Origin of the sequence: Streptomyces coelicoflavus (genome assembly GCF_045041415.1) — a bacterium.
Taxonomy (GTDB): Bacteria; Actinomycetota; Actinomycetes; order Streptomycetales; family Streptomycetaceae; genus Streptomyces; species Streptomyces coelicoflavus.
In genome coordinates this window covers 1,188,023-1,211,984 of record NZ_CP108218.1, presented here as the reverse complement: position 1 = coordinate 1,211,984, position 23,962 = coordinate 1,188,023, and the positions used below count along the sequence as shown (strand labels likewise).

Below are 23,962 nucleotides of genomic sequence, written 5' to 3'. Positions count from 1 at the left end.
CGGAGCGGTCGGGACGACCGGATAGTTGGGTCGGCCGCCGGGGGCAGCTCCCCGGCGCATTCCGACGGCAACACCTCACCGCGAAAGGCAGGGTGCACCATGGTGCCCACCACCGAGGCGACCGACCGCATCGAGCTGGTCTTCTCCCTCTTCGACGCCGACGGCAACGGCTACCTGGAACGCGCGGACTTCGACCTGATGAGCAACCGCGTGGTGGCTGCGGTACCGGCCGCGCGGGAGGCCGTCAAGGAAAGGATGGCCGGTGCCTTCCGCGGCTACGGTGAGACGCTCCTGACCGAGCTGGACGCCAACGGCGACGGCCGGGTCAGCCCCGAGGAGTTCACCTCCGTCGTCCTCAACCCGCAGCGGTTCGACGCCGCCGTGGACGAGTTCGCCGAAGCCCTCGCGGCGATGGGCGATCCGGACGGCGACGGTTTCGTCGCCCGCCCCGAGTTCGTCGCGCTGATGATCGCGATCGGCTTCGCACGGCCCAACATCGAGGCCCTCTTCGAGGCCTTCGGCCCGGACGGGGAGGACCGTGTGCGGGTGTCCACCTGGGCCGACGCCATCAGGGACTACTACCGCCCCGAGAAGTCCGGGATCGCCGGCGACCACCTGGTCCCACGGGCCTGACGAGCCGGGGCAGACGGGTTCGCCGTCTGCCCGAGAACGCGTTCCACCTGATGAGGAGGGTGGCGTCGGTCGGTGGCGCGGATCTACGCTGCGTGCGGCAGCGGCCGACGCCGGCAGCCCGGCCCCGCGGGCCCGTGCCGCTGTCGCACGGGCCCGTCGACGTACAGGAACACCGAGGTCAGGCATGCAGTTCACGACCCGCCCCACCCTCCAGGGCACCTTCGGCATGGTGTCCTCCACCCACTGGCTGGCCTCACAGTCGGCCATGGCGGTGCTGGAGGACGGCGGCAACGCCTACGACGCCGCCGTGGCCGGAGCCTTCGTGCTGCACGTCGTCGAGCCGCACCTCAACGGGCCCGCCGGAGAGGTGCCGATCCTGCTCGCGCCGGCGGGCGGCGAGGTGCGGGTGCTGTGCGGGCAGGGGGTGGCGCCGGCCGGGGCGACGGTGGCGCACTACAAGGGACTCGGACTCGAGCTCGTCCCCGGCACCGGACCGCTCGCCGCCGCCGTGCCCGGTGCCTTCGACGCCTGGCTGCTCCTGCTGCGCGACCACGGCACCAAGTCACTGGCCGACGTGCTGAAGTACGCCATCGGCTACGCCGAGCACGGGCACGCGCCCGTGGAGCGCGTCGCGGAGACCGTCGAGACCGTCCGTGAACTGTTCGAGACGGAGTGGACGACGTCCGCCGACGTCTACCTGCCGGACGGCCGCCCGACCCGCCCCGGCGAGCTGCTGCGCAACCCCGCCCTCGCCGCCACCTGGCAGCGGCTGCTCGCCGAGGCCTCCGGCGCGCGGGGACGGCAGGGGAGCCGGGAGCGGGACCGCGAGGCGGAGATCGACGCGGCGCGGGAGATCTGGCGCTCCGGTTTCATAGCCGAGGCCCTCGTCCGGCAGGCCGGGCGGCCCACCCTGGACACCAGCGGTGAGCGCCACACCGGCACCCTGACCGGCGCCGACCTCGCCGGCTGGTCCGCCCACTACGAGGCGCCCGCGACCTACGACTGGAACGGCTGGACCCTGTGCAAGGCCGGTCCGTGGAGCCAGGGCCCGGTCCTGCTCCAGCAGTTGGCCCTGCTCCCGCCCGAGCTGCCCGCACACGGCTCCGCCGACTACGTCCACCTGCTGGTCGAGGGCTGCAAGCTCGCCATGGCCGACCGGGAGGCCTGGTACGGCGACGCGGACGGCGCGGACCGCGTGCCGCTCGGCGAGCTGCTGTCCCCGGCGTACAACGCGCAGCGGCGGCAACTCGTCGGCGACAAGGCGTCCTTCGAGCTGCGACCCGGCGCACCCGGCGGGCGCGCCCCGCGGCTCGCCGCGCACGCCCTCAGCGCGGCCGTGGAGGGGGAGGGCCTCGACGCCCTCGGGGTCGGCGAGCCGACGGTCGCCAAGAGCCCGACGTCCCCGGTGCCGGGCGAACCGGACGTCGCCGCCGACGGGGGCACCCGCGGCGACACCTGCCACCTCGACATCGTGGACCGCTGGGGCAACATGGTCTCGGCCACGCCCAGCGGCGGCTGGCTCCAGTCCAACCCGGTCGTGCCCGAACTGGGCTTCCCGCTCGGCACCCGGCTCCAGATGACCTGGCTGGAGGAGGGCCTGCCCAACTCGCTCACGCCGGGCCGCCGCCCGCGCACCACGCTCACGCCGTCCATCGCCCTGCGCGACGGAGTCCCGGTCATGGCCTTCGGCACCCCCGGCGGCGACCAGCAGGACCAGTGGCAGACGCACTTCTTCCTGGCCGTCGCGCTGCGCGCGCGGGTGCGCGGCGGCCTCGACCTCCAGGGCGCGATCGACGCCCCGAACTGGCACAACGACAGCTTCCCCGGCTCCTTCTTCCCCCGCGGCATGCGGGCGGGCTCGGTCACCGTGGAGTCCCGCATGCCGGCGGAGGTCGTCGAGGAGCTGCGGCGCCGCGGGCACGACGTGACGGTGGGGGAGGCGTGGTCGGAGGGCCGTCTGTGCGCCGTCGCGCGCGACCCGGCCACGGGTGTGCTGTCGGCGGCGGCGAACCCGCGCGGCATGCAGGGCTACGCGGTGGGCCGCTGACCGGCGCGGCACGCCGGCCGCGCGGCCGGCCCGCCCACGCACGCGCGCACCGGGTGTTCGTGTCGATTCCACCTGGAGTACACCATCCGGGTGGGGATTGTCAGTGGCGCGTGCTCTCATGGAGCCGTGATCGAGAACAACGAAACCATCGACGAGTTTCTCGCCCGGTACGCCGACGAGGTGGAGGCGGCCGTCCGCAAGGCCGCCGCCCAGGAGATCATGCCGCGCTGGCGCCGGCTCGCGGCCCACGAGGTGGACCAGAAGGCGGGCCCGCACGACCTGGTCACGGACGCCGACCGCAGGGCCGAGCTGTACCTGACGGAGATCCTGGCCGGTCTGCTGCCGGGCTCGGTGGTGGTCGGCGAGGAGGCGGTGCACGCGAACCCGGCGTCGTACGGGGCGATACGCGGCGAGGCACCGGTGTGGATCATCGACCCGGTCGACGGGACCCGGCAGTTCGTGCGCGGCGAGGAGGGCTTCTGCACGCTGGTGGCCCTCGCCCACCACGGCGTCGTGCACGCCTCCTGGACCTACGCCCCCGCCACCGACCGGATCGCCACGGCCGTACGCGGAAAGGGCGCCTTCCTGGACGGTGAGCGGCTGTACGCCGGGCCGCCCGAGCCCGGCCGTGAGCTGCGGGTGGCCACCTCCCACCCGGACTACACGACGGACGAGCAGAAGCGCGACCTGCTCGCCCTGCGCACCCCGGGCGTGGCCCCCCGCCCCTGCGGTTCGGCCGGCCTGGAGTACCTCGCGGTCGCCAGGGGCGAGTCCGACGCCACCGCCTTCTCCTGGGAGGCGGCGTGGGACCACGCGGCCGGCCTGCTCCTGGTCGAGGAGGCGGGCGGCTCCCACCTGACCCGCACGGGCGAGCCCTTCCGCATCACCGGGGGCAACGACCTGCCGTTCACGGCCGCCCGCGACACGGCCACGGCCCGGCGGGTGGTGGCCCTGCTCTCGGGCGAGGCCTGATCTCCGGAGGAGGGCGCCCTCCGTACGAGAAGCGGACGACGGCGGTTTGCTGCGCCCCCGTGCCCTGGAGCACCGGCCGTCAGGCCGCCAGCGACTCCGTGGCGAGGAACTTCTCCACGATCTCCCGCGCACGGCGGTCGAAGCCCGCGTACTGCGCCTCCCGCTCGGCGCCCGTGACCGCGTGGCCGACCAGCAGGTTGCCCTCGGCGTCGACGCGCTGCGGGCGGTCCTCGGCGTCGGTGAGCAGACCGACCACCGAGTGGGAGAAGCCGCAGTAGTAGGCGATGCCCTCGCTGAGGTTGGTCTCCAGCACGGAGTGCATCGCCTCGGTGATCGGATCGTCGGCGGTGGCACCGGCCAGGCCCAGCCAGAGCATGCGCTTGCCCGCCAGGCGCGGCTTGCTGCGGCCGTAGGCGAAGCCGTAGTTCCACACCCGGTCGATCCATCCCTTGAGGAGGGCGGGCACGCTCTGCCAGTACACGGGGAAGACGGCGACGACCACGTCGGCGTCGAGAACGCGCCGCATGTGGGCCCGTGCCTCGTCCGAGTACGCCTTCTCCCGGTCGCCCCAGTCCGGCTGGTCCGCCGGGTTCATCCGCGGGTCGAAGCCCTCGGCGTGCAGGTCGAGCAGGTCGACACGGTACCCGGCGGCCGCGAGCCGGTCGGCGGTACGACGGGCGGTGTGCGCGGTGAGGGAATCGGCGCGGTGGTGCGCGACCACCACGAGGGCGGTCCTGGCGTTGCCGCTGTGCTGCGTCACGGGGTCTCCCGGCTGGTCTCGGTCAATGCGACGAGTCCAGTACAGCCGCGGCCATGTGGATGATCCATGGGAGAAAGTCTCCGAAACATAAGAGATCGTCTACGATGACCGGCGTGGATCCCCTGAGTTCACTGCTGAGCGGCATCCGGGCCGAGGGTTCGGTCGTCAGCCACGCCGTACTGACGGCGCCCTGGACCATCCGCTTCACCGACGGCGCGCCGCTCACCATGGTCAGCGTGCTGCGCGGCGGCGGCACCCTGCTGCTGCCCGACGGCACCCGCCGGGCGGTCGGCGTGGGCGACACGGCTCTCGTCCGCGGCCCCGCGCCGTTCCTCCTCGCCGACCTTCCGGCCACGGTCGACCGCCCGCACACCGAGTACGAGATCGCGTGCTTCACCACGGATCCCGAGTGCACCGCCCAGGAACTCGGCGGTATCCGCTGGGGCACCGATCCGGACGGGGCGACCGCGCTGATCGTGGGCGCGTACCGCGCCTCCGGCCACCGCCACGAACGGCTCCTGCGCACCTTGCCACCCGTCCTGGTCATCCACGAGGACGTCGAGGTCTGCGCCTGGCTGGAGACGGCCGCGGCCGACGCCGCGCGGCTCACGGCCGGTTCCCAGGCGTTGATGGACCGGCTCCTCGACTGGGCCCTGGTCTGCACGCTGCGCAACTGGTTCGACCAGGCCGGTGCCGACGCGCCCAGCTGGTACCGCGGCCTGGCCGACCCGGTCCTCGGCCCCGCCCTGCACGCCTTCCACGGCCGGCCCGCCGAGTCCTGGACGGTGGCGTCGCTCGCCGGTCGGGCGGGCGTCTCCCGGGCGCTGTTCGCCAAGCGCTTCACCGAGCTGATGGGCCGCCCGCCCCTCGCCTACCTCACCGAATGCCGGATGGCCGACGCCGAGGCACTGCTGGCCGACAGCGACCTCAGCATCGCCCAGATCGCCAGGTCCGTCGGCTATGCCGACGCCTTCGGCTTCAGCGCCGCCTTCAAACGGCACAGGGGCCAGAGCCCCAGCACGTTCCGCGCCGCGGCGGCGGCCTGAACCCCGGCGCACCCGCGACCGCGCGCTGTCGGACCGCGGGCCTATCCTGATCCCGAGTGGCCATCGGCTGACGAAGGGGTCCGAAGGTGCCGTCGATGCTCGATGCCGTCGTAGTGGGTGCGGGGCCGAACGGACTGACCGCTGCCGTCGAGCTGGCCCGCCGGGGCTTCTCGGTCGCCGTGTTCGAGGCCAGGGACAGCGTGGGCGGCGGAGCGCGCACCGAGGAGCTGACCCTGCCGGGCTTCCGCCACGACCCGTGCTCGGCCGCGCACCCGCTCGGCATCAGTTCCCCGGCCTTCCGCGGCCTCCCCCTGGAGCGGTACGGCCTTCAGTGGCTGCACCCCGAGCTGCCCATGGCGCACCCCTTCCCCGACGGCACGGCCGCCGTCCTGTCCCGGTCGGTCGGCGAGACGGCCGCCTCCTTCGGAGCGCGCGACGCGGGCACCTACCGCAGACTGGTCGAGCGCTTCCTGCCCAGGTGGGACACGCTCGCCCGCGACTTCATGTCCCTGCCGCTGACCGCGCTGCCCCGCGACCCGGTCACCCTCGCCCGGTTCGGACTGGTCGGCCTGCCCCCGTCGACCTGGCTGATGCGCCGCTTCCGCGACGAGAAGGCCAAGACCCTCTTCGCCGGGCTCGTCGCGCACGTGATGGCGCCGCTCGGCGGCTTCGCCACCGGGGCCATAGGCCTGGTCTTCGCCCTCGCCGCGCACGCCCGGGGCTGGCCCGTGGCCCGCGGCGGCTCCCAGTCGATCTCCGACGCCCTCGCCGCGTACCTCCGCGACCTCGGCGGCACCGTCCACACCGACTACGAGGTCAAGCGCCTCGACGACCTGCCGCCCGCGCGGGCGTACGTCTTCGACACCTCGCCCACGGCCCTGGCGCGCATCGCGGGTCTCGGCCAGCACTACGCGAACTACCGGTACGGCCCGGGCGTCTTCAAGATCGACTACGCGCTGGACGGCCCCGTGCCGTGGACGGCCGAGGAACCGCGCGGCGCGGGCACCGTGCAGATCGGCGCCGACAGCGCGGAGATCGGTGCCGCCCTGGACGCCGCCTCCGGCACCGACCGCGCCCCCGAGCGGCCCTTCCTCATCACCGTGCAGCCCAGCGTCGTCGACCCCGGCCGCGCCCCGGCCGGCCAACACGTCTTCTGGGCCTACGGCCACGTCCCCAACGGCTGGACCGGCGACCTCACCGACGCGATCGAACGCCAGCTGGAGCGCTTCGCCCCCGGCTTCCGCGACCGCGTCCTCGCCCGCGCCACCGCGGGGCCGCCCGAACTCGCCGCCCGCAACGCCAACTACGTCGGCGGCGACATCTCCTCCGGCGCGGTCAACGGCCTCCAGCTCCTCCTGCGCCCCAAGCTCTCCCTCTTCCCCTACTCGACCCCCCACCCGGCCGTCTTCATCTGCTCGTCGGCCACGCCTCCGGGCCCCGGCGTGCACGGCATGTCGGGCCACAACGCGGCGAAGGCCGTGTGGCGCAGACTCCGTCAGACCTGACCCCGGAACGGAACCGAGCCGAACCGAGCGAGGACCACTCCCATGCCCACCATCACCCTGGTCCGGGGCGACATCACCCGCCAGCACGCCGACGCGATCGTCAACGCCGCCAATTCCTCCCTCCTCGGCGGAGGCGGCGTCGACGGCGCCATCCACCGGCGCGGCGGCCCCGCGATCCTCGAGGAGTGCCGCCGGCTCCGCGCCGGACACCTCGACAAGGGCCTGCCCACCGGCCGTGCGGTCGCCACCACCGCGGGCGACCTGGACGCGCGCTGGGTGATCCACACGGTCGGCCCGGTGCACAGCACCACCGAGGACCGCTCCGGCCTCCTCGCCTCCTGCTACCGCGAGGCCCTCCGCGTCGCCGACGAGTTGGGCGCCCGCGACGTCGCCTTCCCGGCCATCTCCACCGGCGTCTACCGCTGGCCGCTCGACGACGCGGCCCGCATCGCCGTGGAGACGGTGCGGGACGCCGACACGTCCGTCGAGGAGGTCAGGTTCGTCCTCTTCGACGACCGGGCCCACGAGGCCTTCGCCGCGCAGGCCGCTCGTTGACGCTCCGGCCCAGCAGCACGAGGCGGGGTATCAGACGCAAGCGGCCGTCCACGAGCGCCGGTTGAGTTTCCCCGTGGCAGTCCTCGGCCCTCGTGGAGTTCACCGGAGCCGGCGTTCAGGTGTCCCGGCCAGGGCCGCCCGCGTTCGTACCCCGACGGCCAGTGCCACGGCCACCAGCCCTGCGCTCACCCACAGCGGCCCCAGCTCACCGGCCGCCGTGCCGAGGGTCGCCCCGGCGAGGAAGGGGCCCGCGGCGGCGCCGGCGTTGAAGGCGGCGGTGGCGTAGGAGCCGGCCATGGCCGGGGCACCCGACGCCGCGTAGAGGACCCGGGTGATCAGCGTGGCGCCCAGGGCGAACGACAGCGTGCCCTGCACGAACACCAGGGGCAGCAGCGCGACGGGACGGTGGGCCAGTACGGCCAGGGCCGGCCAGCCGAGGAGCAGCAGCGGACCGGTGACCGCGGCGACCGCCCCCGGGCACCGGTCGGCCAGCCGGCCGGCGACGGTGACGCCGGCGAAGGACCCGGCGCCGAAGAGGACCAGCGCGACGGGGACCCAGAGTTCGCCCAGTCCCGCGGTGCCGGTGACGACGGGGGCGAGGAAGGTGAAGCTCGCGAAGGTCGCCGCGTTGACCAGGGCGCCGAGCAGCATGACCGGCAGCAGCCCCGGGTCGCGGAGGCGGGCCAGTTCCGTACGCAGCGGCGGCGGGGCGTCGGCCGCGTCCTGCCGTGCGGGGCGCTTGGGGATGCCGGTGAGGATGCCCAGTGCCGCGGGCAGGCAGAGCGCGGCCACCGACCAGAACGTGGCCCGCCAGCCGAGCAGGGCGCCGAGCAGCGAACCGCCGGGCACACCGGCGATCGTGGCCACCGTCGTGCCCGACAGCAGGACGGCGAGCGCACGGCCCTTCCGGTCCGCCGGGACCAGGGTGGCCGCCGTCGTCAGCGCCACGGCCAGGAAACCGGCGTTGGCCAGCGCCGCGACCACCCGGGTCGCGAAGAGGAACGCGAAGTCGGAGGCGACGGCGCCCGCGGCGTGGGCGGCCAGGAAGACCAGAACGCAGCCGAGCAGACTCGACCTGGGGGGAAGGCCGCGGCCGAGCGCCGCCATGAGCGGGGCCCCGACGACCATGCCCACGGCGAAGGCCGAGGTGAGCGTTCCGGCGGTACCGACGGTGACGCCGAGGTCCGCGGCGATGTCCGGCACCAGTCCGGCGAGCATGAATTCGGAGGTGCCCATGGCGAAGACCGCCAGGGCGAGCAGATAGAGGGGGAGGGGCAGCATCGAGTCGGCTCCGGGGTGAGGAAAGTGCGAGGAGGCATCTCGTCACCACCGCCGGCCCAGGAAGGTACGCCCGTCGGGCCGCGCGCGACACGGCGCGGCGACCGGGGTTACGGACTCAGGGGGTCTGGGGGCTGACGGCGTGACCGAAAGCCCCCACCCTGTCCGACACGGGACTCGTCATGACCCGCACGCTACCCGACCGGTCCGGGGCGGGGCAGCCGGGTTTTCGCCGACGCACGCTTCCCACCTGGCTTGACGCTTTATTGCGAGTGATGTGCAATAGCCGCGCATCGACAACAAGTGTGGGGGAGACATGACAGCCCGTCGGACCCGTTGGACCCGTCGGACCCGTTGGACCCGTTGGACCCGATCGCGCGGCCGGAGCGACCGGAGCCTTCCGATACGGAGTGCCGCCGCCGCGGTGGCGCTCGCCGCCGGTGCGGCCGCCTGCTCCGCACCCTCGGACGGAGGGAAGGACGGCGACGGCGGGGCGTCCGGGTCCGTCGTGATCGGGGTGGCCTCGGAGCCGGACACCCTCAGCCCGTTGCTCGGCTACGGCAAGGACGGAAACTCCAAGATCTTCGACGGGCTGCTCGCCCGCGACACCGACCTGGAACTGAGGCCGGCGCTCGCCACCGCCCTGCCCGAGATCACCGACGGCGGCCGGACCTACACGTACACCCTGCGCGACGACGTGAAGTTCAGCGACGGCGAACCGCTGACGGCCGACGACGTGGTCTACACGTACCGCACCGTCCTCGACGAGAAGACCAACAACACGGCCCGCAGCGAACTCGACGCGATCGAGGCCGTCCGCGCGAGCGGGGACGGCACCGTCGTCTTCACCCTCAAGTACCCCTACGCGCCCTTCGCCGCCCGCACCGTCCTGCCCATCGTCCCCGAGCACATCGCGGGCGAACAGGACCCGAACACCGGCGACTTCAACACCGAGCCGGTCGGCACCGGACCGTACGTGCTCACCAACTGGAGCAAGGGCGAGAAGCTCGCCTTCAAGGCCAACCCGCACTACTGGGGCGGCAAGCCCGCCGTGACGTCGTTCACCATGGCGATCATCGCCGACGACAACGTGCGCGCCACCCGGCTGCGCTCCGGCGACCTCGACGGCGCCGTCCTGCCGCCCAATCTCGCCGCCACCTTCGACAAGGACGACGGCAGGCGCACCCACCGGGCCAGGTCCTACGACTTCCGGGCCGTCACCCTGCCCACCGCGGGCAAGGTCACCGGCGACCGCGCGATCCGCAGGGCCCTGGACGCCGCCGTGGACCGCCAGGCCATGGTCGACAAGATCCTCAGCGGCGCGGGCCGCCCGGCGTACGGACCGCTGCCCGTCGACGACCCCTGGTACGAGCGCGGCATCGAGCGCCCGCACGACCTCGGGAAGGCGAAGCGCATCCTGGACGAGGCCGGCTGGCAGCCCGGCTCCGGCGGGGTCCGCGCCAAGGACGGACAGCGCGCGTCGTTCACCCTGTACTACCCCTCCGGCGACAAGGTCCGCCAGGACCACGCGCTCGCCTACGCCTCCGACGCCAAGAAGGCCGGTATCGAGGTGAAGGTCGAGGGCGCCACCTGGGAGGTCATCGAGCCGCGGATGAAGACCGACGCGGTCATGGCGGGCTTCGGCAGCGTCGGCGACCCCGACTTCGGCCTCTACACCCTGCTGCACTCCTCCCTCGCCGGCGACGGCTTCAACAACATGGCCCACTACGACAACCCGGCCGTCGACCGGGCGCTCGACACCGGGCGCCGCAGCCAGGACCCGGAGAAGCGCGCGGCCGCCTACGACAGGATCCAGCAGGCCCTCGTCGACGACCCCGGCTACACCTTCCTCACCCACATCGACCACCTCTACGTCCTCGCCGACCGCTGGGACGGGCTGACCACCCAACTGGAGCCGCACGAGCACGGCTTCGCCAGCGGGCCCTGGTGGAACATCGAGGACTGGCAGCCCAAGAAGTGACCGGAACCGTCCGGCGGCTGCCCTGGGGTGCGATGGCACGCCTCGCGGGGCGGCGGGCGCTGTTCGCCGTGCCCGTCGTCCTCGTCGTCACCTTCGGCGTGTTCGCGATCGCCGCCGCCTCCCCCTTCGACCCCGTCAAGGCGTACGCCGGTACCGCCGCGCTCGGCGCCGACCAGGAGACCCTGGACCGGCTGCGCGAGAACCTCGGCGTGGACCAGTCCTTCGTCGTCCGCTGGTGGCACTGGCTGACCGACGCCCTCACCGGCGACTTCGGCCACTCCAGCGTGCTGCGGCAGCCCGTGACCCAGGTCATCGGCGAACGCCTCGTCTGGTCCGCCCTGTTGTGCGCCGTCGCCTTCGCCGTCGCGGTCACCGTCGGCACGCTCCTCGGCGTGCTGGCCGCCCGCAGGCCCGGCTCGATGCCCGACCGGGCGATCACCTCCCTCGCGTACACCCTGGAGGCGGCGCCGGTCTTCTGGATCGCGCTGCTCGCCGTGTGGCTGTTCGCCCTCCAGTGGGACGTGCTGCCCGCCGGCGGCCTCACCGACACCGCCAGCGAACAGGTCACCGCGGGGCAGGTCGCCGGCCACATCGTGCTGCCCGCGGGGGTGCTCGCCGTCTCCCAACTGCCCTGGTTCATCCTCTACGTGCGCCAGGGCGTCGGCGACGCGCTCGCGGAGGACCCGGTGCGCGGCGCGCGGGCCCGCGGCCTGCGGGAGCGCACGGTCCTCCTCCAGCACGCCCTGCGCTCGGGACTGCTGCCCGTGCTCACCCTGATCGGCTCCCGGGTGCCCGAACTCATCACCGGGGCCCTGCTGGTGGAGAGCGTCTTCAGCTGGCCCGGCATCGCCGCCGCCACCGTCGAGGCGGCCACCGCCGTCGACTTCCCGCTGCTGGCCGCCCTGACCGTGCTCGCCACCGCCGCCGTACTCGCCGGCAACCTGCTCGCCGACCTGCTCTACGGACTCTTCGACCCGAGGGTGAAGCTGAATGAGATGTGATGGTCATGGCTGACGCCGTCGGAGAGAAGACCGGCACCGCGTGGCGGGCCGCCGGCGGCGACCGCCGCTCCACCCGCACCCTGCGCCTGCGCACCTCCGCCGCGCTGCTGACCGTCACCGTGCTCGCCGTGCTGCTCGTGCCGCCGCTGGTGCAGCTCGACCAGCAGGCCGTCGACCTGGCCGCCAAGCTGCGAGCCCCCGACTGGGCGCACCCCTTCGGCACCGACGACGTCGGCCGCGACCTGCTGCTGCGCTGCGTGTACGGCCTGCGCGTCTCCCTGCTCGTCGGGGTGGCGGCCGCCCTGACCGCGACGGTCGTCGGCACCGCCGTGGGCGCCGCCGCCGGGGCGTTCGGCGGCTGGGTCGACCGTGGCGTGATGCGGGTCGTCGACGCCCTGTCCTCCGTGCCCCACCTGCTGATGGGCATCTTCATCGTCGCCATGTTCCGGCCGGGCGTCTGGCCGGTGGTGGCCTCCGTCGCGCTCACCCACTGGCTGTCCACCGCCCGCATCGTCCGCGCCGAGGTGCTGTCCCTGCGCGCCCGCCCCCACATCGACGCGGCGGTCTCCGGCGGCGCCTCCCGGTGGCGGGTGACCGTACGGCATCTGCTGCCGGGCGTGCTGCCGCAGGCCGCGCTGGCCGCCGTACTGATGGTGCCGCACGCCATGTGGCACGAGTCGGCGCTGTCCTTCCTCGGGCTCGGTCTGCCCACCCACACGGCGAGCCTCGGCAACCTCATCCAGGAGGCGCGGGGTTCGCTGCTGGCCGGGCAGTGGTGGCCCACCCTCTTCCCCGGCCTGTTCATCATCGTGCCCACCCTCGCCGTCGCCGGACTCGCGGGCGCCTGGCGGGAGCGGATCAACCCGCGCCGGCGATCGGAGCTGATGCTGTGACCGAGCGAGCCCCCGTGCCGTCGGTGCCCGCCGTGCCGTCGGTGTCCCCCGTGCTGTCGGTGCACGGTCTGTCGGTGCGCTTCCGCATGCCGGGCGGGCGCCGCGTCGCCGCCGTCACCGACGCCCGCTTCGACGTGGCGGCCGGCGAGTGCCTCGCCCTGATCGGCGAGAGCGGCTGCGGCAAGTCCGTCCTCGCCTCCGCGCTGCTCGGGCTGCTGCCCGGCAACGCCCAGACCGCGGGCCGCGCGCTCCTCGGCGACCTCGACCTGCTCGCCGCCGACGAGCGGACCTTCGCCCGCACCGTACGGGGCCGGCTGATCGGCCTCGTCCCGCAGAGCCCGGCCGCCCACCTCACCCCGGTCCGCACCGTGCGCTCGCAACTGGAGGAGACGGTCGCGGAACTCACCGGCGTCCGGGGCGGCCGCACGGCCCTGCGCGAGGCCGCGGAGGCCGCCGCCGCGCGCGCCGCGTTCCCGCCCGACCACCTCGACCGCCATCCGCACGAACTCTCCGGCGGCCTCGCCCAGCGCGCCGCCACCGCCCTCGCCCTCGTCGGCGACGCCCCGCTGCTGCTCGCCGACGAGCCGACCACGGGGCTCGACCGGGACCTGGTGGACCGCACGGTCGACGAGCTGAGGCGACATGTCGACAAGGGTGCGGGCCGCGCCCTGCTGATGATCACCCACGACCTGGCCGCCGCCGAGCGCGTCGCCGACCGCATCGCCGTCATGTACGCCGGCCGCATCGTCGAACTCGCCGACGCCCGGACCTTCTTCGGCGCCCCCGGCCCGCGCCACCCCTACAGCCGCGGTCTGCTCGACGCGCTGCCCGACCGTGCCTTCACCCCCGTCCCCGGCCTGCCGCCCGAACTCGGTGCCCTCCCCGACGGCTGCGCCTTCGCCGCCCGCTGCGACCGGGCCACCGACGCCTGCGCCGTCCTGCCCCCGCCGGATCGCGCGGTGGCCTGCCACCATCCGCACGCCGCGCTCACGGAGGCCGTCGACCGTGCTTGAACTGCTGACCGTCACCGCCGGATACGACAGGAGAGCGCCCGTGTTCCGGGACGTCTCCCTGTCCGTGGCGCCGGGGGAGGCCGTCGGACTGCTCGGTCCCAGCGGCTGCGGCAAGTCCACCCTCGCCCGCGTCGCCGCCCTGCTGCACCGGCCCGACGCGGGCGCCCTGCACCTCGACGGCACGCCGGTACGGCACTGGCGGCACCGCGCCCCGCGCGACCTGCGCACCGCCTTCGGCGTCGTCTTCCAGCAGCCCCGTCTCGCCGCCGACCCCCGGCTCACCCTGGCCGACCTGGTCGCCGAGCCCCTGCGCGCCACCGGACGCCGGGACGAGGCCGCCGGCCGGGTCGCCGAGCTGGCCGCCGGCGTGGGACTGACCGCCGACCTGCTGACCAGGCGCCCGCACGAGGTCAGCGACGGCCAATTGCAGCGCGCCTGCCTCGCCCGCGCCCTGGTGCTGCGCCCGCGCTGGCTGGTGTGCGACGAGATGACCGCGATGCTCGACGCCTCGACCACGGCCGCCCTGGTCCGGGTGGTGGAGGACTACCGGGCCGGCACCGGGGCGGGGCTGCTGGCCGTCGGCCACGACCGTGTCCTGCTGGACCGCTGGTGCGACCGCACCGCGGAATGGGCCTCCCTGACCTCCCCGGCGGAGCACTGACCCCTCCCGTCCCGGAGCCGAGGGCGGCCGGGGTACGTCAGCGGGTGCTCCACTTCTGGTCGTCCTTGCCGTCGCACTCCCAGAGCTGGAGCCTCGCGCCGTTCCCGGTCTTCCCGTCCACGACGTCCACGCACTTGTTGGCCTGCACGTTGACCAGGTCCTTGGGCCCGGCCAGGATGAACTGCTGCGCCGGGTTGCCGCTGCACACCGCCACCTGGACCACGGTGCCGTTGGCCGTGCCGCCCCAGGTCGCGTCCATGCACAGGCCCAGCGACCGGATGGTGCCGTCGGGACGGAAGTCCCACTTCTGCCAGTTCTTGCCGGTGCAGTCCGCGATCTGAAGCGGCGCGCCGTCCCGCCACTTGTGGCCCGCCACCTCGATGCAGCGGTTCGAGGCGTGCCCGTAGATGGTGGTGCCGGGGGCGACGGTCTCAGGGGCCTCGGGCTCCTGCTTCTCCTTGTCGCCCCCGCCCGAGGACTCCTTCTCGGACTTGCCGGGCGCCGGTGCCTTCTCGCCGCCGCCTCCGCCTCCGCCGCCTCCGTCGTCCTTCGGCTCCCGCGTGGCCGGCTGCTCCGCCTGCGGCTGCTCGACGGGCGCGGACTCGGCGCTGCTGGGCAGGGTCTCGGGGCTGGCGCTGGGACTGGGGGCGAGTGCGGCGCCCGCCTGCTGGGTCCGCTCGGTGGCGCTGCTGCGGACCTGCGGCTTGTACGCGATCCAGATCATCACGAACGCGATGGCCAGCGCCACGAAGATCCCGAAGAACGTCGCCAGCCAGCGCGGCAGGAACCCGCGCTGCACATACGTGCCCTCGACGTCGGTCGGATCGACCCCGGAGCGCCTCACCGCCAGCGTGTACGGCCGCTCCTCCTTCGACCCGAACCAGATCACCTGCTTCGGCTTCAGCGTCGTCTCCACGAACGCCGCACGCCCCGGCTCGATCTGCACGTTCGACGGCCGGATCTCGTACGACAGGTGGTCGCCGGTGTCGCTGCCCGCGACCGACGCCGTCACCTTCGTGTTGCCGAGGTTGTCCACCGCCAGCCGGGGCCGGCCCCGGAACCGCCCCTTCACCGTGGGCGGTACCAACTCGGCCCGCACTTCGGTGAACGAGGTGATCGTGAGGTTGCCCTCCGGGACGGTCACCGCGTCCGGATGCTCCGTCGGCGTGATCCGCACGGCGTAGGGGTTCGGTCCCGCCGTCGCGTCCGGTGTGCGCGGCGGGGCGAAGGTCAGCTCGACGGTGCCGGTCGTCCCCGGATACAGGCGCAGGGTCTGCGGCTCCACCGTCGTCCAGCGAGCCACGTCCCCGACGGGCTCGAACCGGTACTCGTCCACCACGTCACCGGTATTGCGCACGCGCAGGCGCACACGCGTACTGCTGCCGGGGTCCACCGTCGCGGACGCGGGCTCCAGGGAAGTCCACAGGTTCACGCCAGGACGTTACGTGGTGGGCGAGTCCCCGTCAGGGGCTCCCGGGGCAGTCCTGGTTGCCCCAAGGGTCCAGGATTCCCGACCGGTCGTCCCGGTACGCCGCCGCCCATCAGGAACAAACAAACTCCGACGGGATAATTGATTCGGTTCTGTTCGAGTCCTAGGGTGACCCTGATCCAGTAGTCACCGCGTCACCGGCAGTTGAGATCCGCCCCACCGTCAACCACCGTCGAAGCACCGTGTGTTGAGCCGCCCCCGATGCCCACGGAAGGCCACGGTCATGCCGCACTCGCCCGCGTCCCCCGCCCAGTCCCCGGCCCGTCCGCCCCGCCCGGTCGTCAGCCGCCGCCGCCTCCTGGAGGGCGGGGCCGCCGTCCTCGGCGCGCTCGCCCTCTCCGCGTCGCCCGTCACCGCGCGGGCGGCCGGACGGAGAGCGGCGGCCGACGAGCCCCCGGAGTGGAACGACTTCGGCGTCTTCCGGCTCGGCACCCAGCCGCCGCACGCCACGCTCACGCCGTACGAGAACGTGAAGCAGGCCCTCGCCGGTGACCGCGCCCGCTCGCCCTACCGGCTGAGCCTGGACGGCACCTGGAAATTCGCCTACGCCGACCGCCCCGAGGACCGGGACGCCGACTTCCACCGCACCGACGTGGACGACGGCGACTGGGAGACCATCCCGGTCCCGTCCGTGTGGCAGCTGCACGGCCACGACTTCCCCATCTACCTGAACATCACCTACCCGTACTGGGGCCCCAACGGCCGCGGTGAGGAACCGCAGCCGCCCGCCGCGCCGACCCGCTACAACCCGGTCGGCCAGTACCGGCGCACCTTCACCGTCCCCCGCGACTGGAAGGGCCGCCGCACCTTCCTCCACTTCGAGGGCGTCAAGTCCGCGCACTACGTGTGGATCAACGGCGAACTGGTCGGCTACGACGAGGACTCCTACACGCCCTCCGAGTACGACGTCACCGACCACCTCAAGCCGGGCACCAACCAGATCGCCGTCGAGGTCTACCGCTACTCCGACGGCGACTGGATGGAGGACCAGGACATGATCCGGCTGAGCGGCATCTTCCGCTCGGTCCACCTCTACTCCACCCCGGCCGTGCACCTGCGCGACTTCAAGCTGGACACCCCGCTCGACGCCACCTACACCGGCGCCGAACTCGCCGTCACCGCGAGCGTGCGGGCGTACGGCGAGGGCGGCACCGGCCGCTACACCGTCGAGACCCAGCTCTACGACGCGCGCGGCCACGCCGTCTGGTCCCGGCCGTTGCAGCAGCCCGTCGAGGTCGGCGAGGCCCGCGCGGGGGAGGACGTCACGGTACGGGCCGCGAAGGCGGTCCCGAAGCCCAGGCTCTGGTCGGCCGAGCACCCGAACCTCTACACGGCCGTCCTGCGCCTGCGGGACCCCGCGGGGAAGGTGACCGAGACCCTGTCGCACCGGGTGGGCTTCCGCGAGTTCGCGCTCAAGGACGGGCTGATGCGGATCAACGGCGAGCCGGTGTCCTTCCGCGGCACCAACCGCCACGAGATGCACCCCTCCCGCGGCACCGCGCTCACCCGCGAGGACATGGTCGAGGACATCAGGATCATCAAGCGGATGAACATGAACAGCGTCCGCACCTCGCACTACCCCGACAACCCGTACTGGCTGGAGCTGGCCGACGAGTACGGCCTCTACCTCGTCGACGAGACCAACCTCGAGACCCACGGCATCCGCGGCGAGTACCCCGGCGACCATCCCGACTGGACCGCCGCCTGCGTCGCCCGCGCCCAGAACATGGTGCACCGCGACAAGAACCACGCCTCGGTCGTCATCTGGTCGCTGGGCAACGAGGCGGGCGGCGGCTCCACCTTCACCGCGATGCACGACTGGATCCGCTCCTACGACGACACCCGCGTCATCCAGTACGAGGGCGACGACCGCCCCGGCATCAGCGACATCCGCTCGGCGATGTACGACAGCCCGCAGCGCGTCGAGCAGCGCGCGAAGGACACCGCCGACACCCGGCCGTACGTCATGATCGAGTACGCCCACTCGATGGGCAACTCGACCGGCAACTTCAAGAAGTACTGGGACGTCGTGCGCGCCCACGACGTGCTCCAGGGCGGCTGGATCTGGGACTTCGTCGACCAGTCCCTCTACACGCCGGTCCCCGCCCGCACCCTGCTCACCGAGGCCGGGCCCGCCGGACTGCGCGGCGAGATCCTCGCCACCCGCGGCACCCTCGACCGCGCCGAGGGCCTGTCCGGCATCACCGTCTTCGAACGCGACGACAGCCTGGACCTCACCGGTTCGCTCACCCTGGAGGCCTGGATCACGCCGGACGTGACGGGCTACCACCAGCCGATCATCGCCAAGGGCGACACCCAGTACGCGCTGAAGCAGAACGGCCGGACCCTGGAGTTCTTCATCCACTCCGACGGCCAGTGGATCACCGCCAACTGGACCGTGCCGGACGACTGGACCGGCCGCGAACACCACCTCGCGGGCGTCTTCGACGCCGACGCCGGGACCCTGACCCTCCACGTCGACGGCACGGTGCGGGCCACCCGCACCACCGACCGGCGCCCCAGCAGCAACACCGCGCCCCTCGCGCTCGCCTCCGACGCCGACAACCAGGTGCGCGAGTTCAGCGGCACCATCCGCCGGGCCCGCGTCTACGCCCGCGCCCTCGGCGCCGCCGAACTGGCCTCCGACGGCCGCGGCCCCGACGACGACGGCGTGCGGTTCTGGTTCGACGCCGCCACCGTGAAGAGCGAGAAGAAGCGGCCCGGGGACAAGACGTTCCTCGCCTACGGCGGCGACTGGGGCGACAACCCCAACGACGGCGCCTTCGTCGCGGACGGCATCGTCACCGCCGACCGCCGCCACACCGGCAAGGCCGCCGAGGTCAAACGCGTCTACCAGGCCATCAACGCCGCCCGCACCCCCGGCGGCGGCCCCGGCGCGGTCACCCTCACCAACGAGTACCTCTTCACCCCCCTCCGCGAGTTCGACGGCCACTGGGAACTCGTCGCCGACGGCAGGACCGTACGGCGCGGCAGGCTGACCCGGGACCAGCTGGACGTGGCACCGGGCGCGGAGAAGGACATCGTGGTCCCCGTACGCCTGCCGCACGACCCGGACCCGGGGGCCGAGTACTTCCTGGAACTCTCCTTCACCACCAAGGAGTCCACCCCCTGGGCGAAGGCCGGATTCGAGGTGGCCCGCCAGCAGCTCCCCCTGGAGAGCGGCGCACCCGCCCCGGCCCCGGCACGTCTGGAGAGCGTCCCGGCGCTGCGCCACGAGGACCGCGACGACGAGGTGAGGGTCACCGGCAAGGGCTTCTCGGTCACCGTCGACAAGCGCACCGGCACCATCACCTCCTACGAGGCGAAGGGCACCCGCCTGATCAGCTCCGGGCCGGTGCCGGGCTTCTGGCGCGCACCCACCGACAACGACAAGGGCAACGGCCAGCACACCCGCAACCAGACCTGGCGCGACGCCGGCGCCCGCCGGAAGGTCACCGGCGTCGCCGTACGGGCCCTCGGCGACCGGGCCGTCGAGATCGAGGTCACCGGCACGCTGCCCACCTCGGTCGAGTCCGCCTACGGCACCACCTACACGGTGTTCGGCAACGGCGAGATCAAGGTCGACAACACCCTGCGTCCGGGCGCCGCGAACCTGCCCTACATCCCCGAGGTCGGCACGATGCTGTTCCTGCCGCGCCGCCTGGACCGGGTGCACTGGTACGGCCGCGGTCCCGAGGAGAACCACTGGGACCGCAACGACGGCACGGACGTCGGCCTGTACTCAGGCACCGTCGCCGAGCAGTGGACCCCGTACATCCGCCCGCAGGAGAACGGCAACAAGACCGACGTCCGCTGGATCGCGCTCACCGACCGCCACGGCGTGGGCCTGCTCGCCTCCGGCGAACCCCTGCTGGAGGCCAACGCCTCGTACTTCACGCCGGAGGACCTGTCGGCCGGCGTGCGGCACGACTACCAGCTCACGCCGAGGGACGAGGTCGTCCTGCGCCTGAATTACCGTCAGATGGGCGTCGGCGGTGACAACAGCTGGGGCGCGCACACCCACGACGAGTTCAAGCTCTTCGCCGACCGGGACTACGCGTACACCTACCGGCTGCGGCCCCTCACCGACGTCGGTGACGCGACGCGGGCCGCACGGCGGCGGACGGCGACGGAGTAACCGGACGGGAGCGGGGGAGCGGCGTCGTCAGCCGGCGGCGTCGCTGATCCCCAGCCGCAGGTGCTCCACGTGGTAGACGGCCTGGTCGAGCAGCCCGGCGACGTGGTCGTCGTGCAGGGCGTACACCACGGAACGGCCCTTGCGCTCGCCGACCACCAGGCCCAGATTGCGCAGCAGTCGCAGCTGGTGCGAGCAGGCCGACTGCTCCATGCCGACCTCCGCCGCCAACTCGGTGGCGGGCAGCGGGCCTTCGCGCAGCCGGGCCAGGATCAGCAGCCGGGACGGGGTGGACAGGGCCTGGAGGGTCGTGGCGACCTTCGCGACGTTCTCCGCGTCCAGGCGCACCCGCTCGGCGGCGTCCTGCGCGGTGGTGGCGGCTCCGTGACCCATGCGGTCATCTTACGCATCCCCCTGACGGATCCCCGGGAGGCACATGAACAGATGAACGAATGAATGAGTCTTCATGTGTTCCTGTATGGTGTGCCGCGTGTCCACCACCGTCGCCCCCGCTCCGCAGGCCGCGCCCACCGCCCCGGCGCCGCCCCGCCGCCGCACCCGCGTCCTCGCCCTGCCCGAGGCCCGCTGGGCGCTCGTGTCCCTCGTCGCCTTCCTTGTGGCCCTGCCGCTCGACCTCGGCTCCGCGCCCGCCTGGACGTACGGCCCGCTGTACGCGGTCGCCTACGCCGCCGGCGGCTGGGAGCCCGCGCTCGAGGGACTGCGGACGCTGCGCGGCAAGACCCTGGACGTCGACCTGCTGATGATCGTCGCGGCGCTCGGCGCCGCCGCCATCGGCCAGGTCCTCGACGGCGCCCTGCTCATCGTCATCTTCGCCACCTCCGGCGCCCTGGAGGCCCTGGCCACCGCCCGCACCGCCGACTCCGTGCGCGGCCTGCTCGACCTCGCGCCCACCACCGCGACCCGCCTGCGGGACGGCGGCGAGGAGACCGTCCCGACCGCCGGCCTCGCCGTCGGCGACCTCGTCCTGGTCCGGCCCGGCGAGCGGATCGGCGCCGACGGCACGGTCGCCGAGGGCACCGGGGAGGTCGACCAGGCCACCATCACCGGCGAGTCCCTGCCCGTCCTCAAGCGCCCCGGCGACGACGTCTTCGCCGGCACCCTCAACGGCACCGGCGCCCTGCGCGTCCGCGTCGGACGCGACCCGGCCGACTCGGTCATCGCCCGGATCGTCACCCTGGTCGAGGAGGCGTCCCGCACCAAGGCGCCGACCCAGCTGTTCATCGAGAAGATCGAGCAGCGCTACTCGGTCGGCGTGGTCGTCGCCACCCTCGCGGTCTTCGGCATCCCGCTCGCCTTCGGCGCCGGCCTCACCGACGCCCTGCTGCGCGCCATGACCTTCATGATCGTCGCCTCGCCGTGCGCGGTCGTCCTGGCGACCATGCCGCCGCTGCTCTCGGCCATCGCCAACGCCGGCCGGCACGGCGTCCTGGTCAAGTCCGCGGTCGCCATGGAACGCCTCGGCGAGATCGACACCGCCGCCCTCGACAAGACCGGCACCCTCACCGAGGGCACCCCCGAGGTGACCGCGGTACGCCCCCTCGCCGACTCCGGCCTCGACGAGGACGCCCTCCTCGCCCTCGCCGCCGCGGCCGAGCACCCCAGCGAACACCCGCTGGCCCGCGCGATCGTGGCCGCCGCCCGCGCCCGGGGACTGCGCATCGCGCCCGCGGACGACTTCACGGCGGCTCCCGGCCTCGGGGTGACGGCCGTGGTCGACGGACACACGGTGCACGTCGGCCGCGCCGATCCCACCGAGGGCACCGCCGGCGCCGAGACCACCGTCCGCGTCACCCGCGACGGCACCCTCCTGGGCACCCTCGCCCTCACCGACCGGCTCCGTGCCGACGCCGCCCCGGCCACCGCCGCGCTCACCGCCCTCACCGGCACCGCCCCCACCCTGCTCACCGGCGACCATGCGGCCGCCGCCGCCCGCGTGGCCGACGCGACCGGCATCACCGACGTCCGCGCCGGACTGCTGCCCGCGGGCAAGGTCGAGGCCGTACGGGAGCGGGAGCGGGCCGGGCGCAGGGTGCTCTTCGTCGGCGACGGTGTCAACGACGCCCCCGCGCTGGCCGCCGCACACGCCGGTGTCGCCATGGGCCGGGCCGGCTCCGACCTGGCCCTGGAGACCGCCGACGCGGTCGTCGTGCGCGACGAGCTGACGACCGTACCCGCCGTCGTGCGGCTCTCCCGGCGCGCCCGCCGGCTGGTGGTCCAGAACCTGGTCGTCGCCGGCGTCTTCATCACCGTCCTCGTCCTGTGGGACCTCGTCGGACACCTGCCGCTGCCGATCGGCGTCGCGGGCCACGAGGGCTCGACCGTGCTGGTCGGCCTGAACGGCCTGCGGCTGCTGCGCGAGTCGGCGTGGCGCCCGGAGTGATCCGCGAGAGCCCAGCAAGCGGCACGTGCATGTCGGATTCCCGCCAGCCCCCACCCGTCCCGGGGGCCATCCTGGACGCATGCAGACGGGAATGCACACCGACACCGAACGCTGCGTGCGCGCCGTGCGGTCGAAGGACGCGCGCTTCGACGGCTGGTTCTTCACCGCGGTCCTGACCACCGGCATCTACTGCCGGCCCAGCTGCCCGGTGGTGCCGCCCAAGCCCGGGAACATGACCTTCTACCCGAGCGCGGCGGCCTGCCAGCAGGCCGGGTTCCGGGCGTGCAAGCGCTGCCGCCCGGACACCAGCCCCGGCTCACCCGAGTGGAACCGGCGCGCCGATCTCACGGCCCGCGCCATGCGCCTGATCGCCGACGGCGTCGTGGACCGCGAGGGAGTCCCCGGCCTCGCCGCCCGCCTCGGCTACAGCACCCGGCAGATCGAGCGCCAGCTCCTCGCCGAACTGGGCGCGGGCCCCCTCGCCCTCGCCCGCGCGCAGCGCGCGCAGACCGCCCGGCTGCTGATCGAGACCACCCCGCTGCCCATGGCGGACATCGCCTTCGCGGCCGGCTTCGCCTCCATCCGCGCCTTCAACGACACGGTCCGCGAGGTCTACGCCCTCGCCCCGAGCGAACTGCGCACCCGCGCACCCAGGAGCCGCCCGGCCGCCGCGGCCCCCGGCACCCTCTCCCTCCGCCTCCCCTTCCGCACCCCGCTCAACCCCGACAACCTCTTCGGCCACCTCGCCGCCACCGCCGTACCCGGTGTGGAGGAGTGGCGGGACGGCGCGTACCGCCGCACCCTGCGCCTCCCGTACGGTCACGGCATCGTGGCCCTCACCCCCAAGCCCGACCACATCGCCTGCCGCCTCACCCTCACCGACCCGCGCGACCTGACCGTCGCCATCAGCCGCTGCCGGCGCCTGCTCGACCTGGACGCCGATCCGGTGGCGATCGACGACCAGCTGCGCGCCGACCCGCTGCTCGCGCCGCTCGTCGACAAGGCCCCGGGCCGACGGGTGCCCCGCACGGTGGACGAGGCCGAGTTCGCCGTACGGGCCGTGCTCGGCCAGCAGGTCTCGACCGCCGCCGCCCGCACCCACGCCGCCCGCCTGGTCACCGCGCACGGCGACCCGGTGGACGACCCCGAGGGCGGCCTCACCCACCTCTTCCCGTCCACCGAGGCGCTGGCGGCGGTGGACCCGGAGACCCTGGCGATGCCCAGGACCCGCCGCGCCACCTTCACCACCCTGGTCGCCCACCTGGCCGACGGCTCGGTCAACCCGGGCGTCGAGAGCGACTGGGCCGAGACCCGCGCCCGCCTCCTCGACCTGCCGGGCTTCGGCCCCTGGACCGCCGACGTCATCGCCATGCGCGCCCTCGGCGACCCCGACGCCTTTCTGCCGACCGACCTCGGCATCCGCCGCGCCGCCGCCGAGCTGGGCCTGCCCTCCACCCCGGCCGCGCTCACCGCCCGCGCGGCGGCCTGGCGGCCCTGGCGGGCGTACGCCGTCCAGTACCTGTGGGCGACCGACGACCACCCGATCAACTTCCTGCCCGTATGAGCCCGCACAAGCGTGTATGAGCCCGTTC

18 protein-coding genes are annotated in these 23,962 nt (G+C 73.6%); 14 read left to right on the top strand and 4 right to left on the bottom strand.

Translation table 11 applies throughout. The features are described 5' to 3' along the window. The first annotated feature begins 99 nt into the window (after positions 1 to 99). The 3 genes from OHA99_RS05390 to OHA99_RS05380 all read left to right on the top strand — a co-directional run bounded on the left by OHA99_RS05390 (position 100) and on the right by OHA99_RS05380 (position 3,652). Positions 100 to 633, top strand: a complete 534-nt coding sequence (locus OHA99_RS05390; RefSeq protein WP_366471306.1) for an EF-hand domain-containing protein — start codon at positions 100 to 102, stop codon at positions 631 to 633. A gap of 184 nt (positions 634 to 817) precedes the next feature. Beyond that, positions 818 to 2,680, top strand: coding sequence for a gamma-glutamyltransferase family protein (locus tag OHA99_RS05385; RefSeq protein ID WP_405694437.1), 1,863 nt, complete (start codon positions 818 to 820; stop codon positions 2,678 to 2,680). A gap of 126 nt (positions 2,681 to 2,806) precedes the next feature. After that, positions 2,807 to 3,652, top strand: a complete 846-nt coding sequence (locus OHA99_RS05380; RefSeq protein ID WP_164382029.1) for an inositol monophosphatase family protein — start codon at positions 2,807 to 2,809, stop codon at positions 3,650 to 3,652. 79 nt (positions 3,653 to 3,731) lie between these two features. On the opposite strand, the gene OHA99_RS05375 is transcribed toward OHA99_RS05380, so the two are convergent. Then, complete coding sequence (locus tag OHA99_RS05375; RefSeq protein ID WP_165684104.1) at positions 3,732 to 4,412, bottom strand: NAD(P)H oxidoreductase; 681 nt, start codon at positions 4,410 to 4,412, stop codon at positions 3,732 to 3,734. Between the two features lie 104 nt (positions 4,413 to 4,516). Between OHA99_RS05375 and OHA99_RS05370 the strand changes: the two genes are divergently transcribed. The 3 genes from OHA99_RS05370 to OHA99_RS05360 all read left to right on the top strand — a co-directional run bounded on the left by OHA99_RS05370 (position 4,517) and on the right by OHA99_RS05360 (position 7,518). Then, complete coding sequence (locus OHA99_RS05370) at positions 4,517 to 5,458, top strand: AraC family transcriptional regulator (RefSeq protein WP_153177101.1); 942 nt, start codon at positions 4,517 to 4,519, stop codon at positions 5,456 to 5,458. Positions 5,459 to 5,553: 95 nt separating this feature from the next. Next, the gene (locus tag OHA99_RS05365) at positions 5,554 to 6,963 is read left to right on the top strand and encodes a phytoene desaturase family protein (RefSeq protein ID WP_381498897.1); all 1,410 of its coding nucleotides are present in this window, start codon (positions 5,554 to 5,556) and stop codon (positions 6,961 to 6,963) included. Positions 6,964 to 7,005: 42 nt separating this feature from the next. Further along, positions 7,006 to 7,518 carry an O-acetyl-ADP-ribose deacetylase gene (locus tag OHA99_RS05360; protein WP_405694430.1) on the top strand — a complete coding sequence of 171 codons (513 nt, stop codon included), beginning with the start codon at positions 7,006 to 7,008 and terminating at the stop codon, positions 7,516 to 7,518. 99 nt (positions 7,519 to 7,617) lie between these two features. Here OHA99_RS05360 and OHA99_RS05355 read toward each other — a convergent pair whose 3' ends face one another. Beyond that, the gene (locus OHA99_RS05355; RefSeq protein WP_381567118.1) at positions 7,618 to 8,796 is read right to left on the bottom strand and encodes a Cmx/CmrA family chloramphenicol efflux MFS transporter; all 1,179 of its coding nucleotides are present in this window, start codon (positions 8,794 to 8,796) and stop codon (positions 7,618 to 7,620) included. Between the two features lie 316 nt (positions 8,797 to 9,112). Here OHA99_RS05355 and OHA99_RS05350 point away from each other — a divergent pair, with 316 nt between their 5' ends. From OHA99_RS05350 to OHA99_RS05330, 5 genes are all read left to right on the top strand, one after another. Further along, positions 9,113 to 10,777 carry an ABC transporter substrate-binding protein gene (locus OHA99_RS05350; protein WP_405694427.1) on the top strand — a complete coding sequence of 555 codons (1,665 nt, stop codon included), beginning with the start codon at positions 9,113 to 9,115 and terminating at the stop codon, positions 10,775 to 10,777. A 32-nt stretch (positions 10,778 to 10,809) separates the two neighbouring features. Continuing rightward, a complete protein-coding gene (locus OHA99_RS05345; protein ID WP_405698902.1) occupies positions 10,810 to 11,778 on the top strand; it encodes an ABC transporter permease in 969 nt (322 codons plus the stop codon). A gap of 5 nt (positions 11,779 to 11,783) precedes the next feature. Then, on the top strand, positions 11,784 to 12,671 hold the full coding sequence (locus OHA99_RS05340) for an ABC transporter permease (RefSeq protein ID WP_194279865.1): 888 nt from the start codon (positions 11,784 to 11,786) through the stop codon (positions 12,669 to 12,671). Positions 12,672 to 12,757: 86 nt separating this feature from the next. Continuing rightward, a complete protein-coding gene (locus OHA99_RS05335; protein WP_228126299.1) occupies positions 12,758 to 13,684 on the top strand; it encodes an ABC transporter ATP-binding protein in 927 nt (308 codons plus the stop codon). Further along, positions 13,677 to 14,345 carry an ATP-binding cassette domain-containing protein gene (locus OHA99_RS05330; protein WP_366471309.1) on the top strand — a complete coding sequence of 223 codons (669 nt, stop codon included), beginning with the start codon at positions 13,677 to 13,679 and terminating at the stop codon, positions 14,343 to 14,345. Before OHA99_RS05335 ends, OHA99_RS05330 begins: the two co-directional genes overlap by 8 nt. A gap of 37 nt (positions 14,346 to 14,382) precedes the next feature. Here OHA99_RS05330 and OHA99_RS05325 read toward each other — a convergent pair whose 3' ends face one another. After that, positions 14,383 to 15,777, bottom strand: a complete 1,395-nt coding sequence (locus OHA99_RS05325; protein WP_405694422.1) for a ricin-type beta-trefoil lectin domain protein — start codon at positions 15,775 to 15,777, stop codon at positions 14,383 to 14,385. A gap of 280 nt (positions 15,778 to 16,057) precedes the next feature. Here OHA99_RS05325 and OHA99_RS05320 point away from each other — a divergent pair, with 280 nt between their 5' ends. Next, on the top strand, positions 16,058 to 19,972 hold the full coding sequence (locus tag OHA99_RS05320) for a glycoside hydrolase family 2 TIM barrel-domain containing protein (RefSeq protein WP_405694419.1): 3,915 nt from the start codon (positions 16,058 to 16,060) through the stop codon (positions 19,970 to 19,972). A 27-nt stretch (positions 19,973 to 19,999) separates the two neighbouring features. On the opposite strand, the gene OHA99_RS05315 is transcribed toward OHA99_RS05320, so the two are convergent. Further along, positions 20,000 to 20,362 carry a metalloregulator ArsR/SmtB family transcription factor gene (locus OHA99_RS05315; protein WP_345961924.1) on the bottom strand — a complete coding sequence of 121 codons (363 nt, stop codon included), beginning with the start codon at positions 20,360 to 20,362 and terminating at the stop codon, positions 20,000 to 20,002. Positions 20,363 to 20,447: 85 nt separating this feature from the next. Here OHA99_RS05315 and OHA99_RS05310 point away from each other — a divergent pair, with 85 nt between their 5' ends. Both OHA99_RS05310 and OHA99_RS05305 read left to right on the top strand, forming a co-directional pair. Further along, positions 20,448 to 22,370 carry a heavy metal translocating P-type ATPase gene (locus OHA99_RS05310; protein WP_366471734.1) on the top strand — a complete coding sequence of 641 codons (1,923 nt, stop codon included), beginning with the start codon at positions 20,448 to 20,450 and terminating at the stop codon, positions 22,368 to 22,370. A 79-nt stretch (positions 22,371 to 22,449) separates the two neighbouring features. Then, positions 22,450 to 23,934, top strand: a complete 1,485-nt coding sequence (locus OHA99_RS05305; RefSeq protein ID WP_322746703.1) for an AlkA N-terminal domain-containing protein — start codon at positions 22,450 to 22,452, stop codon at positions 23,932 to 23,934. Positions 23,935 to 23,962: the final 28 nt, after the last annotated feature.